At 64.8% G+C, this 16,194-nt stretch carries 18 protein-coding genes and 1 pseudogene; 13 read left to right on the top strand and 6 right to left on the bottom strand.

Translation table 11 applies throughout. The features are described 5' to 3' along the window. The first annotated feature begins 209 nt into the window (after positions 1-209). The 6 genes from ACO6VM_RS01445 to ACO6VM_RS01420 all read left to right on the top strand — a co-directional run bounded on the left by ACO6VM_RS01445 (position 210) and on the right by ACO6VM_RS01420 (position 7,828). Positions 210-1,601 (top strand): GntP family permease, encoded by a 1,392-nt coding sequence (locus tag ACO6VM_RS01445; protein WP_401059202.1) that lies wholly within the window; start codon positions 210-212, stop codon positions 1,599-1,601. A 10-nt stretch (positions 1,602-1,611) separates the two neighbouring features. Beyond that, the gene (gene hbdH, locus ACO6VM_RS01440) at positions 1,612-2,382 is read left to right on the top strand and encodes a 3-hydroxybutyrate dehydrogenase (RefSeq protein WP_125858683.1); all 771 of its coding nucleotides are present in this window, start codon (positions 1,612-1,614) and stop codon (positions 2,380-2,382) included. A gap of 55 nt (positions 2,383-2,437) precedes the next feature. After that, complete coding sequence (eco, locus tag ACO6VM_RS01435) at positions 2,438-2,917, top strand: serine protease inhibitor ecotin (RefSeq protein ID WP_401059200.1); 480 nt, start codon at positions 2,438-2,440, stop codon at positions 2,915-2,917. Positions 2,918-2,993: 76 nt separating this feature from the next. Next, entirely contained in the window at positions 2,994-4,952 is a 1,959-nt protein-coding gene (locus tag ACO6VM_RS01430) for an acetoacetate--CoA ligase (RefSeq protein WP_401059198.1), read from the top strand. Between the two features lie 36 nt (positions 4,953-4,988). Then, positions 4,989-5,264, top strand: a complete 276-nt coding sequence (locus ACO6VM_RS01425; protein ID WP_110994954.1) for a peptidylprolyl isomerase — start codon at positions 4,989-4,991, stop codon at positions 5,262-5,264. A gap of 131 nt (positions 5,265-5,395) precedes the next feature. Continuing rightward, on the top strand, positions 5,396-7,828 hold the full coding sequence (locus tag ACO6VM_RS01420) for an autotransporter outer membrane beta-barrel domain-containing protein (RefSeq protein WP_422402658.1): 2,433 nt from the start codon (positions 5,396-5,398) through the stop codon (positions 7,826-7,828). Between the two features lie 180 nt (positions 7,829-8,008). On the opposite strand, the gene ACO6VM_RS01415 is transcribed toward ACO6VM_RS01420, so the two are convergent. Continuing rightward, positions 8,009-8,632 (bottom strand): LysE family translocator, encoded by a 624-nt coding sequence (locus tag ACO6VM_RS01415; protein ID WP_401059195.1) that lies wholly within the window; start codon positions 8,630-8,632, stop codon positions 8,009-8,011. Positions 8,633-8,768: 136 nt separating this feature from the next. Between ACO6VM_RS01415 and ACO6VM_RS01410 the strand changes: the two genes are divergently transcribed. Next, positions 8,769-9,584 (top strand): helix-turn-helix transcriptional regulator, encoded by an 816-nt coding sequence (locus ACO6VM_RS01410; protein WP_401059193.1) that lies wholly within the window; start codon positions 8,769-8,771, stop codon positions 9,582-9,584. 62 nt (positions 9,585-9,646) lie between these two features. Continuing rightward, entirely contained in the window at positions 9,647-10,267 is a 621-nt protein-coding gene (locus ACO6VM_RS01405; RefSeq protein ID WP_401059191.1) for a LysE family translocator, read from the top strand. A gap of 106 nt (positions 10,268-10,373) precedes the next feature. On the opposite strand, the pseudogene ACO6VM_RS01400 reads toward ACO6VM_RS01405, so the two are convergent. Further along, positions 10,374-10,940 (bottom strand): annotated as a pseudogene (locus tag ACO6VM_RS01400) (metallophosphoesterase); the annotation flags it as partial. Between the two features lie 75 nt (positions 10,941-11,015). On the opposite strand from ACO6VM_RS01400, the gene ACO6VM_RS01395 reads away from it, so the two are divergent. Beyond that, positions 11,016-11,528, top strand: coding sequence for a DUF3016 domain-containing protein (locus ACO6VM_RS01395; RefSeq protein WP_401059189.1), 513 nt, complete (start codon positions 11,016-11,018; stop codon positions 11,526-11,528). Positions 11,529-11,531: 3 nt separating this feature from the next. Here ACO6VM_RS01395 and ACO6VM_RS01390 read toward each other — a convergent pair whose 3' ends face one another. Next, positions 11,532-12,041 carry a DUF2867 domain-containing protein gene (locus ACO6VM_RS01390; protein WP_401059187.1) on the bottom strand — a complete coding sequence of 170 codons (510 nt, stop codon included), beginning with the start codon at positions 12,039-12,041 and terminating at the stop codon, positions 11,532-11,534. A gap of 136 nt (positions 12,042-12,177) precedes the next feature. Here ACO6VM_RS01390 and ACO6VM_RS01385 point away from each other — a divergent pair, with 136 nt between their 5' ends. After that, positions 12,178-12,420, top strand: a complete 243-nt coding sequence (locus ACO6VM_RS01385) for a hypothetical protein (protein WP_125464155.1) — start codon at positions 12,178-12,180, stop codon at positions 12,418-12,420. A 6-nt stretch (positions 12,421-12,426) separates the two neighbouring features. Here the strand turns inward: ACO6VM_RS01385 and ACO6VM_RS01380 are convergent, their stop codons facing one another. Both ACO6VM_RS01380 and ACO6VM_RS01375 read right to left on the bottom strand, forming a co-directional pair. Then, on the bottom strand, positions 12,427-12,930 hold the full coding sequence (locus tag ACO6VM_RS01380; protein ID WP_401059185.1) for a methylated-DNA--[protein]-cysteine S-methyltransferase: 504 nt from the start codon (positions 12,928-12,930) through the stop codon (positions 12,427-12,429). Between the two features lie 94 nt (positions 12,931-13,024). Continuing rightward, a complete protein-coding gene (locus ACO6VM_RS01375) occupies positions 13,025-13,369 on the bottom strand; it encodes a hypothetical protein (protein ID WP_401059184.1) in 345 nt (114 codons plus the stop codon). 277 nt (positions 13,370-13,646) lie between these two features. Here ACO6VM_RS01375 and ACO6VM_RS01370 point away from each other — a divergent pair, with 277 nt between their 5' ends. Further along, positions 13,647-13,850 (top strand): hypothetical protein, encoded by a 204-nt coding sequence (locus tag ACO6VM_RS01370; RefSeq protein WP_401059182.1) that lies wholly within the window; start codon positions 13,647-13,649, stop codon positions 13,848-13,850. Positions 13,851-14,022: 172 nt separating this feature from the next. After that, positions 14,023-14,790, top strand: a complete 768-nt coding sequence (locus ACO6VM_RS01365; RefSeq protein ID WP_422402657.1) for a hypothetical protein — start codon at positions 14,023-14,025, stop codon at positions 14,788-14,790. A gap of 142 nt (positions 14,791-14,932) precedes the next feature. Here the strand turns inward: ACO6VM_RS01365 and ACO6VM_RS01360 are convergent, their stop codons facing one another. Beyond that, positions 14,933-15,130, bottom strand: a complete 198-nt coding sequence (locus ACO6VM_RS01360; RefSeq protein WP_401059270.1) for a hypothetical protein — start codon at positions 15,128-15,130, stop codon at positions 14,933-14,935. Between the two features lie 499 nt (positions 15,131-15,629). Here ACO6VM_RS01360 and ACO6VM_RS01355 point away from each other — a divergent pair, with 499 nt between their 5' ends. Next, a complete protein-coding gene (locus ACO6VM_RS01355; RefSeq protein ID WP_401059180.1) occupies positions 15,630-16,157 on the top strand; it encodes a DUF3455 domain-containing protein in 528 nt (175 codons plus the stop codon). Positions 16,158-16,194 lie beyond the last annotated feature (37 nt).

Genomic DNA, 16,194 nt, shown 5'->3' with positions numbered 1-16,194 from the left:
CTACCTCCCTCCCCTCCCTTCTTTCTCTTCCTCTTTCTCCCCCCCCCCCCCCCCCCCCCCCCCCCCCCCACGCAGCAATGTCTCAAGATAGAGACTGATAATTTAGCGTATCTATCTTTCTGCATATAAATCAATGACTTAACAAACTGGCACGATTCCCGCTATCCGCATTTCCAACCATAAAAACAACAGTTGGAGATCCCCCCACGATGACCGTGCTCATCGCCCTCGCTGCCCTGGCCCTGCTGATGGTGGCCGCCTATCGCGGTTACAGCGTGATCCTGTTCGCCCCTATCGCCGCCCTTGGCGCCGTGCTGCTCACCGACCCCGCCGCCGTGGCGCCCGCCTTCACCGGGGTGTTCATGGAGAAGATGGTCGGCTTCATCAAGCTGTATTTCCCGGTGTTCCTGCTGGGCGCGGTGTTCGGCAAGCTGATCGAGCTGTCGGGCTTCTCGCGTTCGATCGTCGCCGCTGCCATTCGCCTGCTCGGCACGCGCCAGGCAATGCTGGTGATCGTGCTGGTCTGCGCCCTGCTCACCTACGGCGGCGTGTCGCTATTCGTGGTGGTGTTCGCGGTGTACCCGTTCGCCGCCGAGATGTTCCGGCAAAGCGACATCCCCAAGCGCCTGATCCCGGCAACCATTGCCCTGGGTGCGTTCTCGTTCACCATGGACGCCCTGCCCGGCACCCCGCAGATCCAGAACATCATCCCCAGCACCTTCTTCAACACCACCGCCTGGGCCGCGCCATGGCTGGGCCTGATCGGCACGCTGTTCGTGTTCAGCGCCGGCATGCTCTACCTGCAACGCCAGCGCAACAAGGCCCAGCGCAAGGGTGAAGGCTATGGCAGCAACCTGCGCAACGAACCGGAGACCGCCGACGACATCAGCCTGCCCAACCCTTGGCTGGCGTTGTCGCCGTTGCTGCTGGTGGGGGTGATGAACCTGCTGTTCACCCACTGGATCCCACACTGGTACGGCGCCAGCCATACCCTGCAACTGCCGGGCATGGCCGCACCGGTGCAGAGCGATGTGGCCAAGCTCACGGCGATCTGGGCCGTGCAGGCGGCCTTGCTGGTGGGCATCCTGATGGTGCTGGTGTGCGCCTTCGGCACCATTCGCCAGCGCCTGGCCGAAGGCACCAAGAGCGCGGTCGGCGGGGCCCTGCTGGCGGCCATGAACACCGCCTCGGAATACGGTTTTGGCGCAGTGATCGCGTCGCTGCCGGGCTTTTTGGTGCTGGCCGACGCCCTGCGCGGCATCCCCAACCCGCTGGTCAACGAAGCCATCACCGTGACCCTGCTGGCCGGCATCACCGGCTCTGCGTCGGGTGGCATGAGCATCGCCCTGGCGGCCATGAGCGACAGCTTCATCGCCGCCGCCAACGCCGCCAATATCCCGCTGGAAGTGCTGCACCGGGTGGCCGCCATGGCCAGCGGCGGCATGGACACCCTGCCGCACAACGGCGCGGTGATCACCCTGCTGGCGGTCACCGGGCTGACTCACCGTGAAGCGTACAAGGACATTTTCGGTATTACCCTGATCAAGACCCTGGCCGTGTTCGTGGTCATCGCCACGTTCTACGCCACCGGCATCGTCTAAGGAGAACTGCATGACGCTCAAAGGCAAGACCGCACTGGTCACCGGCTCCACCAGCGGTATCGGGCTGGGCATCGCCCAGGTACTGGCAGAGGCCGGCGCGAATATCCTGCTCAACGGCTTTGGCGACCCGGCAGCGGCCATCGCCCAGATCAGGCAGCACGGGGTGAAGGTTGCACACCACCCGGCCGACCTGTCCGATGTGGCACAGATCGAGCAGATGTTCGCCTTTGCCGAGCGCGAGTTCGGTGCGCTCGACATCCTGGTCAACAACGCCGGCATCCAGCACGTGGCGCCGGTGGAGCAGTTCCCGGTCGAGGCCTGGGACAAGATCATCGCGCTGAACCTGTCGGCGGTGTTCCATGGCAGCCGCCTGGTGCTGCCGGGCATGCGCGCGCGGGGTTGGGGGCGGATCATCAACATTGCCTCGGTGCACGGCCTGGTGGGTTCCACCGGCAAGGCTGCCTATGTGGCCGCCAAGCACGGCGTGGTCGGGCTGACCAAGGTGATCGGCCTGGAAACCGCCACCAGCAACGTCACCTGCAATGCCATCTGCCCCGGCTGGGTGCTGACCCCGCTGGTACAGAAACAGATCGACGAGCGTGCCGCCAACGGCGGCGATCCACAGCAGGCACAGCACGATCTGCTGGCCGAGAAACAGCCTTCGCTGGCCTTCGTCACACCCCGCCACCTCGGTGAGCTGGTATTGTTCCTGTGCAGCGAGGCCGGCAGCCAGGTTCGCGGCGCCGCCTGGAACGTCGATGGTGGCTGGCTCGCCCAGTGAGGGCGGGCGTTGAGCCTGGCACGGTCTTGCATTCGTTTATCTGCAAGGAGGCCTTATGCGCCAAGCTCGACTCACCGCGTTACTGTCCCTGACCCTGGCTGCCGCCGCCCCGGCGATGGCCGCCAGCCTGAAGGACGTCGCGCCCTACCCCGAGGCGGAAAAAGGCTTCACCCGGCAGGTGATCCACCTGCCGGCCCAGGCCGATGAATCGGCCTACCAGCTGGAAATCCTCGCCGGCAAGACGCTGAAGGTGGACTGCAACCGCCAGCGCCTTGGCGGCAAGCTCGAAGAGCACACGCTGCAAGGCTGGGGCTACAACTACTACCGCCTGGACAAGGTCAGCGGCCCGGCCAGCACCTTGATGGCCTGCCCGGACAACAAGAAAAGCGACGCCTTCGTACCCGTTGTCGGTGAAGGCTTCATGCTGCGCTACAACAGCAAGCTACCGGTGGTGGTCTACGTGCCCAAGGGTGTCGAAGTGCGTTACCGGGTATGGTCGGCCTCGCCGGACGTACAAACGGCTAAAGTGGAGTAACCGCCAGCGTCGGCAAGCCCGCTTTCGCGGCGGGCTTGCCCCACGACAACGCCATCACTGCAGCGAGGGTTGCGGCATGAACGACATACTCTGGCGCCCCTCCACCTCGCAGATCGAAGCCAGCCGCATGGAAGCCATGCGCCGCCGGGTCAACCTGCGCTTCAACCTGCAGCTCGACGATTATGCCGCCCTGCACCGCTGGAGCATCGAGCACCGCGCAGCGTTCTGGCAGACGCTCAGTGAATACTTCCACGTGCGCTGGCATACACCCGCAAGCCAGGTGCTGATCGAGGGCCCGCATCTGCGCGATGCCCGCTGGTTCGTCGGCGCCACCCTGAACTTCGCCGAACACCTGCTGCAACGCCGCGATGATCGCCCCGCCGTGGTCGCCGTGCGTGAGGACGGCAGTCGCCACAGCCTGACCCACAACCAGTTGGCCGCCCAGGTGGCCGGGATGCAACGGGCCTTGCGCCAGGCCGGCATCGTGCCGGGCGACCGCATTGGCGCGGTGATGCCCAATACCTGGGAAACCCTGATAGCGATGCTCGCCGCCAGCAGCCTTGGAGCGGTATGGTCCAGCTGTTCTCCGGAGTTCGGCACCCACGGCATCATCGACCGCTTCGGGCAGATCGCGCCAAAACTGCTGATTGCCTGCGCGGGCTATACCTACGCCGGCAAAACCGTGGACCAGGTCGACAAGATCAACCAGGTCGTCGCCCAGCTGCCGCAACTGGAACACCTGCTGGTAGTGCCCTACACCCGACAGCAGACCCGCAGCGAAGAGTTCAACGGACCCCAGGTCACCCTGTGGGATGATTTCTTCCAGCCCGGCGGCAGCCCGACCTTCGTCGCCCTGCCCTTCGATCACCCGCTGTACATCCTCTATTCCAGCGGCACCACCGGTGTGCCCAAGTGCATCGTCCACCGGGCCGGCGGCGTACTGCTGCAACACCTCAAGGAGCACGGCCTGCACAATGATCTGAAAGCCGACGACGTGCTGTTCTACTACTCCACCTGTGGCTGGATGATGTGGAACTGGCTGGTCTCGGGCCTCGCGGTGGGCGCCACCTTGGTGCTGTATGACGGATCGCCCTTCCACCCCGGCCCGGAGCGGCTACTCGACCTGATTGATAGCGAAGGTATCCACGCCTTCGGCACCAGCCCCAAGTACCTCGCAGCCCTGGAGCAGGCCGGTTGCGAGCCGATGAAAAGCCACCGCCTCGATACCCTGAGGCTCCTGTTGTGCACAGGCTCGGCGCTGTCGCCGCACAGCTACGACTTCGTCTATGCCAAGTTCAAGGCGGATGTGTGCCTGGCCTCGATGTCCGGCGGCACCGACATCGTCTCCTGCTTCGTACTCGGCAACCCGCTGCTGCCGGTACGCCGTGGCCTGATCGCCGGGCCCGGCCTGGGCATGGCGGTGCAGGTGTGGAATGCGCAGGGGCAGCCGGTGATCGACGAGAAAGGCGAGCTGGTGTGTACACAGGCGTTCCCGTCGATGCCCCTGGGGTTCTGGGGCGACGACGATGGCAGCCGCTACCACGACGCCTACTTCAGCCAGTTCGACCGCGCCTGGTGCCAGGGCGACTACGCCGAGCAGCGCGCCGGCGGCGGCCTGGTGATCCACGGCCGCTCGGATGCGGTGCTCAACCCCGGTGGCGTGCGCATTGGCACGGCCGAGATCTACCGGCAAGTGGAAAAGGTTGAGCAGGTGCTGGAATGCGTGGCCATCGGCCAGGACTGGCACGACGATGTGCGCGTGGTGCTGTTCGTGCGCCTGCGCGATGGCCTGCAGCTGGATGACGCCTTGCGCCAGCGCATCCGCGAGGTCATCCGCCAGTACACCAGCCCGCGCCACGTCCCGGCGGTGATCGCCCAGGTGAGCGACATCCCACGAACCCTCAGCGGCAAGCTGGTGGAACTGGCGATCCGCAATGTGGTGCATGGGCTGGCGGTCAACAACACCGATGCCCTGGCCAACCCCGAGGCACTGGCGCAGTTCCGTGACCGCGCGGAGCTGCGCGATCAGGCATAATGGCGGCCTTTTTCGCCCCGAAGCACAGGTACCCCCATGAAAGCCCAAGCCCGCCATATCCTGGTCAAGACCGCTGACGAAGCCGAGAAGCTCAAGCAGCGCATCGCCAATGGTGAAGCCTTCGACGTGCTGGCGAAGAAATTCTCTACCTGCCCTTCCGGCAAGCGTGGCGGCGACCTGGGCGAAATACGCCCCGGGCAACTGGTCGGCGCCATCGACCAGGTGATCTTCAAGAAGCCCTTGCGGGTGGTGCACGGGCCGATCAAGAGCAAGTTCGGCTACCACCTGGTGCAGACGTTCTACCGCGACTGAGCCGATGGCGGCCCTTGGCCACCTGACAGTTTTGCCAGTTGCGTCCCTCCTCCTGAACGCAGTACATCGCGGGTAACCCCGCACATCGCGCTTGCGCCGTGCGGGCTCTGTGCACAACGGAGGCCCAGGCGATGCACATGCGGCTGTTGCTGGCACTGGCGCCCTTGCCCCTGTTGCTGCTTGCCCAGGCCCAGGCAGCCTGCAGCTTCAACCCTGGGCCAGGCAATGACAGCTATGTCTGCGACAGCGGCAGCGCCGCTTCGCTGCTCGACACCGGTGGCAACAACAGCCTGCTGCTACCCGCCGGCGGCAGCGGCACCATCAGCGGCAACGTGACCTTCGGTGCCGGCCAGGACGCCATCGACATGGCCTCGGGCCTAATCGGCGGCGACGTCAATCAGGGCGCCGGCATCGATACCTTCACCATGAGCGGCGGCATCATCGAGGGCGATCTCAATCAGGGCGATGGCCTGGACCGCTTCCAGATGACCGGCGGCTGGATCAAGGGCAGTTTCGACAGCGGTGACTTCGCCCAGATGGACGGCGGGCGTATCGGCAACGTCAACATGCGCCTGGACGAGAACACCTTCATCCTGCGCGCTGGCAGCATCGACCGGAATATCGTCACCGGCTTCGACAAGGACCATGTGGAGGTTTTCAGCGGCAGCGTGGGCGGCAATATCAGCGTCAGCGGGGGCGATGACCAGGTGCTGATCCACGGCGGCCAGGTTGCGGGCAGCGTGCTGATGAGCACCGGCAACGACCGCTTCAGCTGGACCGGCGGGCGGATCGGCACGCGGGTGGACATGGGCCCTGGCAACGACACGGCGCAGCTCCAGGGCCTGGCCAGTGACGCCCTGGTCATCCCGCTGGACGGTGGCAGTGGCAGCGATGACTTGACCTTGTTCGCCAGCCAGGCCAGAGGTGGCGCCCGCTACCTCAACTGGGAGCGGATCGAGCTTGCCGGCGGCAGCCGTTTCGAGCTCGACGACACGCTGCTGCTCGGGGATGCCGGCAGTGCCACCGGTACCCTGCAGATTGCTGCCGGCAGCACCTTGGCCTCGCGCCAAGGCACGGTATCGGCTTTCGCCAGCGACCAGCGTGTGGGGCTGAACAACGCCGGTACGATTGACTTGAGCGCGGGCAACGACGGCGCAGGCCGGCTAATGGTGATCGGCGACTACAACGGCGACAACGGTGTGCTGCGCCTGAACAGCGTACTCGGCCAGGACGACGCCGCCTCGGACCGGCTGGTGATCAGCCAGGGTGGCATAAGTGGCTCGACCGGGCTTTTGGTCAGCAACCTCGGTGGCACGGGCGCGGCCACCCAGGGCAATGGCATCCAGGTGGTCGAGGCACGCGACGGCGCCAGCGGCAATGCCAATGCCTTCATCCAGACCCAGATCCTGTCGGCCGGCGCCTACGACTATCGCCTGTTCAAGGGCGGCATCAGCGCCGGCAGCGAGAACAACTGGTACCTGCGCTCAACCCTGGTCGCGCCCCCCGCCCCGGCGCCTGGTGTGGAGCCGTCAAGCACGCCGCCGGTAGCCGCGCCCGCCCCTGGCCAGGCCGAGCTGCCCGCTCCGGTGGCCGGGCGGGTCATCCCCCTGTACCGCCCGGAAGTGGCGGTTTACGCAGCAGCACCGCGCGGCGCCGCGATCATCGTGCGCCAGGCCCTGGGCACCGTTGATCAGCGCCAGGATGATAAACAGTGGCTCGACGCCGCAGCCACGCCGCCTGCAAGCTGGGGCCAGGCCTACGGTAGCGCCCTTCGTCAGCAATGGAGCGGTACTGTGACCCCGACCCTGGACGGTAACCTTTACGGTTTCACGGTGGGCCAGGACCTGTATGCCCGGGCCACGGACGACGGCCACCAACAGCACGCCGGCCTGTACCTGGGCCATGCCCGCCTGGACGGCGATGTCCGCGGCTTCGCCCTGGGCCGCGAAGACCGCCCGGTGGGCAACCTTGAACTGGAGGGCAACAGCCTGGGCGCCTACTGGACCTGGGTGGGGCCGGCCCGGGGCTATGTGGACCTGGTGCTGCAGTACACCCACCTCGATGGCCGTGCCCGCTCCGACCGTGGTGACAGGCTCGACCTCGATGGCCATGCCTGGGCCGCCTCACTGCAAGGCGGCTACCCCTTGGCGCTGAGCGCGCAGTGGAGCCTGGAGCCGCAAGCTCAGCTGATCGCCCAGCGGGTGAGCCTGGACAGCGCCAGCGACCGGGCCTCGCGGGTCAGCCATGACGCCCAGGTGGAATGGCTTGGGCGCCTTGGCCTGCGCCTGGAGGGGCTGTTCCCTGCCACAGACAGGGTGCTGCTGCAGCCCTTTGCCCAGGTCAACCTGTGGCATGCCAACGGCGGTGCCGACACCTTGACCTTCAACGGCGTGGACCGGATAGACACCGACTACCGCTACACCGCGCTGCAACTCGAAGGCGGGCTGGCGGCACGCCTGGGTTCGACGCTGAGCCTGCATGCAGGCCTGCAATACAGCACCAACCTGGACAGCCGCCAGCAGCAGGCCAGCGGTGTGAACCTGGGCCTGCGCTGGCAGTTTTAGGCTCTGTACGAAAGTTTTGTGGGAGCGGGCTTGCCCCGCGATGGAGTGCGAAGTGTTCCTGCACCCGATATCAACTAGTGTCAAAGACGCCGCGAATTCAGGCTTTGCTGCCTCGTTGCAACAGATCGCGGGGCAAGCCCGCTCCCACAACGCTGGATGACCGCACTTTTCGTATAAAACCTAGCGCCTTGCCGCCAGCAACCCGAGCCCCGCACAACCCAGCAGCGAAGCACTGACCCGGTTGAACACGCGCCGTGGCCCTGGGCGTTCGAACCAGCGCTGCAGGTAAGCGCCGAGCCCGGCATAGATGGCGATGGCCGCCCACTCCAGCAGCAGGAACAGCACCCCCAAATGCAGGAACTGCTCGCTCACCGGCATGTTGCCGCCCACCGTCACGAACTGCGGCAGGAAGGCGGTGAAGATAAGAATCGCCTTAGGATTGCCGGCAGCCACCCAAAACTCCTGGCGCGCCAGCTTCCAGGTGCCACGCGGCTGCTCCCCCGCCACCCGCGCCTCGCCCACCGGCGCGCGCCACAGCTGCCAGGCGATATAGAACAGGTAGCCGGCGCCCAGCACCTTGATCGCCAGGAACAGGTATTCGCTGGTATGCAGCACCACCGCCAGGCCCATGGCCGCCAGCGCGATCATGCCGCTGAACGCCAGCAGCCGGCCGGCCCCGGCTACGCAAGCGATGCGCAGGCCATAGCGGCTGGCATTGTGCAGCGACAACAGGTTGTTGGGCCCCGGCGCCATGTTCAGGGCGAAACAGGCGGGGATAAACAGCAGCAGGCTCGACAGGTCCATTCTTGTTCTCCTTCAAGGACCGCAGCAGGTTCGCGCCCGGCCTGCCCGCACGTCAAGCACAGTGATACGGCGAATGGCCGGAACAGTCAGCAGTGAGTAGACTGCCTGCTCCCACGTGACCACCAGGCGGCCTGCCATGCCCTCCCTGCGCAGTGAAATCTGGCATGACTCGGCGCTGCCCTTTGTCGAAAGCCGCCGCGCCTGCCATAGCCGCGCCTGTTACAAGGCGCACAGCCACCCAAGCTTCTCCATCGGTGCGGTGGATGTCGGCTACAGCCACTTCACCGGCGCCGGCAAAGGCGTGGTGCGGCTGACGCCCGGCACTCTGGTGCTGGTGCCGGCGCAACGGGTGCACGCCTGCAACCCCGAGCCCGGCAAGGCCTGGAGCTACCAGATGCTGCACCTGGACGCCGACTGGCTGCGCTGCCTGCGCCTGGAGTCCGGTGTGGCGGCGGGTGAGCCGCTGGCCCCGGCGCGCATCACCCGCTCGCCGGCGCTGTACCGGCAGTTCTGTGCGTTGAACGACCTGCTGTTCTCGAAGGTTTCTCCACTGGAGAAGGAAGCGGCGCTGGTGGCATTCATCGGCGACCATGACTTCAGTACCCTGCCCACCTTGCCACCGGCCCCGGCGCTGGCCCCGTCGATGTTGGGTGAGCTGGTCGCCTGCCTCGACGAGCAGGGTTTGGCCGAACTCAGCCTCGACCGCCTGGCCCGGCAGGCCGGGCTGGGGCGCTATCAACTGATCCGCGCGTTCGCCGCGGCCACCGGGATGACCCCGCACAGTTACCTGCTCAATGCCCGGGTCAACCAGGCGCGGTTGCTGTTGCGCCAGGGCTGTGCGCTGGCGGAGGTCGCCTATCGGCTGGGGTTCGCCGACCAGAGCCACTTCCAGCGGGTGTTCAAGGCCCATGCCGGGGTGACGCCCGGCGCCTACCGTGGCGGGTTGCAATAATCTTCAATACGCCCGGCCGGCACCTGCACAGACTGTGGTTTTCCCACACGGAAACCCGCTTGATGGAACAGTTCCTGCTCGTCGCCACCGCCCATTTTCTTGCCCTGCTCTCGCCTGGCCCGGACTTTTTCCTGGTGGCCCGCACCTCGGCCAGCGCAGGTTGGCGGGTGGCCAGTGGCGCCTGCCTGGGCATCGCCCTGGCCAACGGCGTGTTCATCGGCGCAGCGTTCGCCGGGGTGGCGGTGCTGCACGCGGGCAGCGCGATGTTCGTGGCCCTGCAACTGGCCGGTTGCGCCTACCTGCTGTACATCGGTGCGTTGTTCTTGCGCCATGCCGGGCACAGCAGCCTGACACCTGCCGCAACGACCACCGGGCAGGCGGCCAGGGGTTGGCTGGGCAGTTTGGGCATGGGCTTCGCCTCAGGCATCCTCAACCCGAAGAACGCGCTGTTCTATGCCAGCCTGGCGAGCATGATCGGCAGCAGCAGCGTCGTGCTCAAAGGGCTGTACGCCGGCTGGATGTTCACTGCGGTGCTGGCCTGGGACCTGCTGGTGGCGCTGGCTATTGGCAATCGTCGGGTACTGCGCCGCTTTGCCCAAGCCCTGCCCTGGCTGGAGCGGGCCTCGGGGGGGATGCTGATGGCCCTTGCTGTCGCTGTGCTGGTTCATCTGGCATGGGGCTGACCACCTCAAGCGTGGCGAGGTCCAGCAAGCTGAAGCAGCCACTGCTCCAACCGCCGGTATCCAGGTGCCAGACATTGCCCAGCACCTTGACCTTGAGCACCGGCGTATGCCCAACCAGCAGCGCGCGCAGCCCTTCGACCCTGGCGTCGTCGCCTTCCTTCAGGCGCCGCCGTGACCATTGGCACACTTCACGTATGCGCGGATCGTCGTCATCCAACAGGCTCGCGCGCAAATCCTCCCAGCGCGCGAAGGGGCTGTCGGCGTGCAGCAGGCCGACCGCTCCGTCATGGGTCTGCACTTCCAGGGCGATAGGCATTTCAAGGAACGCATCGACAAAAGGCCGCTGCTGGTCCTCTGGCAAGTCGAGGAACCAACCACCGCCCGCCGCGCGGTACATGTCCAGGTCAAGCCGGCCACCGCGCAGGTAGTTTATCGCCAGGCTTTCGTGGTTGCCCTGCACCGCGTGGAACCAGGGCTGGCTCAACCAGTCGAGTGCCTGCGCACTGTGCGGCCCGCGGTCGACCAGGTCGCCGACACTGAACAGGCGGTCGACCGCCGGGTTGAAGCCGACGCCATCCAGGCACTGTTGCAAGCGCTGAAAGTGCCCGTGGATATCACCCACGGCCAGGTCGCGCCCGCAGGTATTGACGGCTATCCGCCTGAAGCGGCTCATTGCATCGTTCCTCTGCTACGGCCCCGGCACCGGCGTAAAATGGTTGGGCAAGCCATCCACACCCGGAGGTGCATCATGCGTACCACCCTGGCCTGTGCCGTACTGATGGTGCTGGCATTTGACAGCATGGCACAGGGTACCCCGGCCGCCCAGGTCGAGGTGCGTTTCGATCACCCGGAAAACTTCCGCGATGCCAGCCTCGACAGCCAAGGTTATGAGCGTGGCGCCGACCCGCAGGTGATCAAGGCGCTGACCGAACATTTGCGCAAGCTCGGCCAACGTTACCTGCAACCTGGCCAGCAACTGGTAATCGACATCCGCGACATCGACCTGGCCGGGCGTTACGAGCCCTGGCACAGCCAGGCCTACGATGTGCGCTTCATGCGTGAGATCACCTGGCCGAGCATCGACCTCAGCTATACCCTGAGCCAGCCCGGCCAGCCTGCGCGCCAGGCGGCGGAGCACCTCAGCGACAAGATGTACCTGAGCCGCCCGGGGCGCCAAGGCAGCAGCGACCGCCTGTATGCCGAGAAGGCCATGCTCAGTGATTGGTTCCGCCAACGCTTTGCCCCGCCGCCGCACGCCTGAGCCTCAACCGCGCAGGCGGCGCAGGGCGATCGGTGCAATCAGCCGGTGAAACGGCGCCACCGGCAACATGTACAGCCGGCCCAGCAGGTTGTGGGTGCGCACCACGGTGCTCACCAGCACCTGGCACTGGCCGTCGGCTGCTGGGCGGCGGCTCAGCGCAATGTACACATCCAGGTGGCGGTCGCGGTCAACCAGCAGCACTTCGTCCTCGGTATTGGCCAGCAGGGTGAAAATGCCCACGCGCTCGCCGGGCTGGTAGCTGGCGGCCGGGCGTGCGGGGTCGATGGCCGTGAGCCGGCCCAGGTCCTTGAGGCCGACCAGCGCCACCAAGCGGTTGCGCAGCACCATCAGCGCATCGATCCAGCCGGGCATGCCGGCCATCAGCCGCAGGACCAGCGCCATGGCTGGTTGTGCCGGTTGCGCCAGGCTGATCGCCCGGCAATGGCGGAACCCAGCCTCGGCAGCGTGGGCGCTGATCAACGAGTCGCTTGGAATGGTCGCGGTGTAAGTCATCAGGGTCTTCCGTCCTTGGAATCAGCACCTTCCTGCTAGCGAAGGCGATCTGCCCGCTAGTATCCTGCGCGCCCGAACCGACGCCAAGGATGGATGCATTCGTGAACACCTGTGCCACGCCCGAAGTACCTGCGGCATGAAATACCTGTTATTGACGCTGGCCAGCTATGCCACCAGCTACTACCTGGTGGGGCTGCTGATCCAGGGGGGGCTGGCAAACATCGCCGAAGACCTGCGTCATCGCCCGGACGCACCGCCGCCAGGCCAGTACCTGCGCGAAGTCGAGCAGCATGCCCGGCGCGCCCACCGTCACTACGCCCTGTTCAGCGGCAGCCTGTTGGCCCTGTTGCTGGCGTTGCTGTGTGCCTGGCTGAGTTGACGGCGGTTACTGGAAATCCAGCGCCAGGCTCTGGCGCCCTTCCAAGGCCAGCAGGTACTGCTTGGCCGGCAAGCCGCCGGCGAAGCCCGTCAGGCTCCCCGAAGCGCCAATTACCCGGTGGCACGGGGCGATGATCGAGATGGGGTTACGCCCGTTGGCCGCCCCCACCGCCCGCACTGCCTCGGGGTTGCCGATCTGCCGGGCGATATCGCTGTAACTGCGGGTCTCGCCGAAGGGGATGCTCAGCAACGCCGCCCACACCTGGCGCTGGAACGCGGTGCCGGCAAAATCCAGCGCCAGGTCGAAGGTGCGGCGCTGGCCGGCGAAGTATTCACCGAGTTGGCGGGCCGTTTCGCGCAAGACCGGGTGCTGGTCATCGCGCTGCAGTTCACCCAGGCGCACCCGGTTGGCCCGCTCCTGCTCCCACAGCACTGCGGCCAGGCATGCACCGCGGGCCACCAGCGTCAGCGTGCCGACGGGCGAGTGCATCAAAGTGAAGGCGCAGGGCATGGCAGGCTCCGGTCAGGTAACAGTCTGCGCACTCTACCCACCGCACCGCTTGTGCGCATCCGCTTTCTTGCCATGCCCCTGGTCCTGATCTGCCCTAGGTCCGCGCGCACATCTGCGCGGCATCGAGCAAACGCCCGTGGTCGTACCAGGCATCACGCTGGTAGGCGGAGTATTGATGCTGCCCGCCGGAACCTGTGACCTTGACCAGGCCATCGGCCTTGCTCGGGTCGGTGCTCTCGACAAACAGCTCGAGGGCGTCCTGGTTCTGCACCGTATAGGTTTTCGTCGAGTCGGGCAGTTCGGATTTCACGCAGCGCAGATAGTCAGGCGGGCTCTTCGCGGTGGAGCCAAAGGTATTGTCGTGACTGGCGCGCAGGTCAGGGTCATGGGCACAACCGCCCAGCAACAGCGCGGCGGCCAGCGCCAACAGGGGTTTCATCGAGCGCTTCATACAACCTCCGATCACCCCATCAGGAAACCCTGGACAGTGACGGACAGCAACCACCCTTTTTAATAGTCAGCTTACGATTGGAAAGGTTAGCCCCGCCCCGCCGGATTGTTATGCCGGTTTGCTATGGGCGCCAGACGCTGCGTGCATGTCGCCGACACGGCTAAACCCGCTGGTCGGGCATGGACCACAGTGTGCGCAAACAGGCGCCTACTGGTGCTCGGGCCTTGTCACCCGACGTTGAACACGCCAATCGAGGTGTGCCGCCATGAAACGCATCAACAAACTCATTCAGCAGCGCCGCCACCAAGTGCACGTCCACATGCCGCCAAGTGGCCTGGAGGCGGTGCCTTATGGTGCTTTCAGCGCAACTGTGCTGTCGCTGGCCGCCCGCGAGACCGAGGTACACGCAAGGGCGCAGCCAAGTGCCAGGGCCATGCCCCGGCGAGCCGATACTTTGGCCAGATCCTAGTTGGATGCCCAGGCACCTGGCCGCTACAGTGCGAGGACGCTGGCAGCGGCAATTGATCGACGTGTTCGGGGGGGCCGCCAACGGGCCCAATGAGAGAGTGCGGCCCCACTCTCGCTTTCGACAGGAAAAATTCGTAGCATCTGGCCACTTTTTTGCCATCAAGGAAGATCCCGTGAAAATGACTTTGCTCGCCGCCCTGGCGTTGCCCTTTTTGGCCACCGTCGCGGTAGCACAGCCGTCGGAAGATGACATCATGCTCATGGCTGCCGCACAGAAAGCCGTCGATAGTTATCGCGATTCTGGGGTGGCAGGCATGGACACGGCGGTTGATGACTGCGCATCCGGGCTAAGCCGAGCCTCAGCGGCAGAGGACGTGGAGTACTGCGTGGCGTTGAACATTGCCTCGATGCACGTCGATGACATGGCTGCCAATGCACAAGGTTTTCCTCGTGACAATCGCTTCAAGCAAGCATTCGTATTCAGCCAGGCAGAGGAGCTGCTCAAGTTCTTCGCGCCCACCAAACACCAAGGGCAACTCACACCCTATCTTCAAGCGCGCAGCGCCAGCCTCATGAATTATGTGACGATGGCCGCAAACAGCGCGCAGCCAGCACAGCAACCTCAACAGCCTGCTTTCGATGGGCAAGCCGCTGCGCAGGCCTTCAGCACGTTCTGGCAGTCTACCGACTGTGATGAGATGCGATCCCTCAGCCAGTGGGACGCGTTGATTGCAACACTGAAAACCACCGATCAACAGCTGTGCGCCACGTTCGTCCAGATGCACCAACATGTACAAGACATTAAGGTGTGCAAGGTACAACCCCTACCAGGCAATAGAGCCCAGGTCACGGCTACGCTGACGTTGCCACAGCAGAGCATGCAGCAGCAGGACATCTTCGTCCTGGAAAACGGTCAGTGGCTGCTGGCGGGTGGAAACTGAGCATGTCTCACTCCTGAGGTACAGGGTCTGTAAGCAGCTGCAAGCGTAGCGGCAGGCCAAGCACTGGCGGGCTGGGAAGCGATATGTTTTCTGCAGGCATAGAAAAGCCCGCTCTAGGCGGGCTCTCTAAAAGTAGCAGTTATCAATTCGGCTGAATGCCTTTGATGAGCTGCAGGCGCATTGGATAGCCTTGGGCCGGCTGGACGACAGTTTCAGTTTCGACGGTCTGCACCACCTTCCCTTCGGCGTCCTTGGTTACAGCAATCGTTTTGCTATAGGTGCTTTGGACAACACAGCCGCTCGTAGTGGCAGCAGCAGTGATGACTGCCAGCAAAAACATGTGTTTCATTTTGGGCTTCAATCCTTGGAAAATTGCGGCGTGCAATGTAGCAAAATGCCGCCATCGAAGTAAGTCGAAACAGCGCAATTGGCGGTCGGTAGCACAGGCTCTGCTCTTGCTGCACGTCCCGCGCCGCCGCATCGTCGCTTAGCCCCCCCAGCAGCCCAGGACGTCATTCGGCTGTCTGACGGTCCAGGGCGCGACCTAGGGATGCTTCGTGCTGCCATGCACCGGTTGCCGTGGATGCTCGTCTGCTCTCACCAGCCCTTTGATGCGCCAACCGTGCAAAGGTGGGCTGTGGTTCAACGAACCAAGTGTTGCAATCCGCCACTTCAAATCAGCGCCAAAGGCTGGTTCAGTTACACCACTTCCTGGGACACGATCGTGGCCACGGCACAGTTATTTTTCATATCAGTGCATCCAATCCGGCCGCTGGCGGGTATTGCTGAATGGGCGGCCTTTGACTGCCCAGCCAAATGACCTGTCAGGAGCACTGCCCATGAACCTCAAATCCTCCGCCTGCCTGCTCGCCTGCGGCCTCGCCTTGGCGCTGCAGCCCGCACACGCCCAGTCCGCGCTGCCAGACGCGGTCAAGGTCCCCGATGGCCATAGCGTCATGCTCGAGACCGTCGGCGTCGGCGAGATCACCTACGAGTGCCGTGACAAGGCCAATACCCCCGGCCAGACCGAATGGACCTTCGTTGGCCCCAAGGCCGTGCTCAATGACCGTGCCGGCAAACCGGTGGGCGACTACTTCGGCCCACCCGCCACCTGGCAGGCCAAGGATGGCTCGAAAGTCACCGGCACCCAGCTGGCAGTGGCGCCGGCGGACAAAGGCGCCCTGCCCTATCAACTGGTCAAGGCCAACCCGGCCGAAGGCAAAGGCGCCATGCAGGGGGTCAGCTATATCCAGCGCCTGGCCACCCGCGGTGGCGTGGCGCCGGCAAGCGACTGCACGGCACAGAACAAAGGTGCCAGGCAAGTCGTCCAGTACCAGGCCGACTATGTGTTCTGGACCGCCAAGTAAATCTCACTTGAGCAGACACCTCGCAATCGTTCATCTA

This window comes from Pseudomonas sp. GZD-209, from assembly GCF_049310485.1.
Classification (GTDB): domain Bacteria; phylum Pseudomonadota; class Gammaproteobacteria; order Pseudomonadales; family Pseudomonadaceae; genus Aquipseudomonas; species Aquipseudomonas sichuanensis.
This window is presented reverse-complemented; position numbering and strand designations above follow the sequence as displayed.

Coding starts and splice junctions, on each gene's coding strand:
- ACO6VM_RS01375 (WP_401059184.1), bottom strand. CDS start 13,369: ATGAAACCCCTGTTGGCGCTGGCCGCCGCGCTGTTGCTGGGCGGTTGT.
- ACO6VM_RS01360 (WP_401059270.1), bottom strand. CDS start 15,130: ATGTTTTTGCTGGCAGTCATCACTGCTGCTGCCACTACGAGCGGCTGT.
- ACO6VM_RS01410 (WP_401059193.1), top strand. CDS start 8,769: ATGCCCTCCCTGCGCAGTGAAATCTGGCATGACTCGGCGCTGCCCTTT.
- ACO6VM_RS01425 (WP_110994954.1), top strand. CDS start 4,989: ATGAAAGCCCAAGCCCGCCATATCCTGGTCAAGACCGCTGACGAAGCC.
- ACO6VM_RS01390 (WP_401059187.1), bottom strand. CDS start 12,041: ATGACTTACACCGCGACCATTCCAAGCGACTCGTTGATCAGCGCCCAC.
- ACO6VM_RS01445 (WP_401059202.1), top strand. CDS start 210: ATGACCGTGCTCATCGCCCTCGCTGCCCTGGCCCTGCTGATGGTGGCC.
- ACO6VM_RS01355 (WP_401059180.1), top strand. CDS start 15,630: ATGAACCTCAAATCCTCCGCCTGCCTGCTCGCCTGCGGCCTCGCCTTG.
- ACO6VM_RS01415 (WP_401059195.1), bottom strand. CDS start 8,632: ATGGACCTGTCGAGCCTGCTGCTGTTTATCCCCGCCTGTTTCGCCCTG.
- ACO6VM_RS01420 (WP_422402658.1), top strand. CDS start 5,396: ATGCACATGCGGCTGTTGCTGGCACTGGCGCCCTTGCCCCTGTTGCTG.
- hbdH (WP_125858683.1), top strand. CDS start 1,612: ATGACGCTCAAAGGCAAGACCGCACTGGTCACCGGCTCCACCAGCGGT.
- ACO6VM_RS01385 (WP_125464155.1), top strand. CDS start 12,178: ATGAAATACCTGTTATTGACGCTGGCCAGCTATGCCACCAGCTACTAC.
- ACO6VM_RS01380 (WP_401059185.1), bottom strand. CDS start 12,930: ATGCCCTGCGCCTTCACTTTGATGCACTCGCCCGTCGGCACGCTGACG.
- ACO6VM_RS01405 (WP_401059191.1), top strand. CDS start 9,647: ATGGAACAGTTCCTGCTCGTCGCCACCGCCCATTTTCTTGCCCTGCTC.
- eco (WP_401059200.1), top strand. CDS start 2,438: ATGCGCCAAGCTCGACTCACCGCGTTACTGTCCCTGACCCTGGCTGCC.
- ACO6VM_RS01395 (WP_401059189.1), top strand. CDS start 11,016: ATGCGTACCACCCTGGCCTGTGCCGTACTGATGGTGCTGGCATTTGAC.
- ACO6VM_RS01370 (WP_401059182.1), top strand. CDS start 13,647: ATGAAACGCATCAACAAACTCATTCAGCAGCGCCGCCACCAAGTGCAC.
- ACO6VM_RS01430 (WP_401059198.1), top strand. CDS start 2,994: ATGAACGACATACTCTGGCGCCCCTCCACCTCGCAGATCGAAGCCAGC.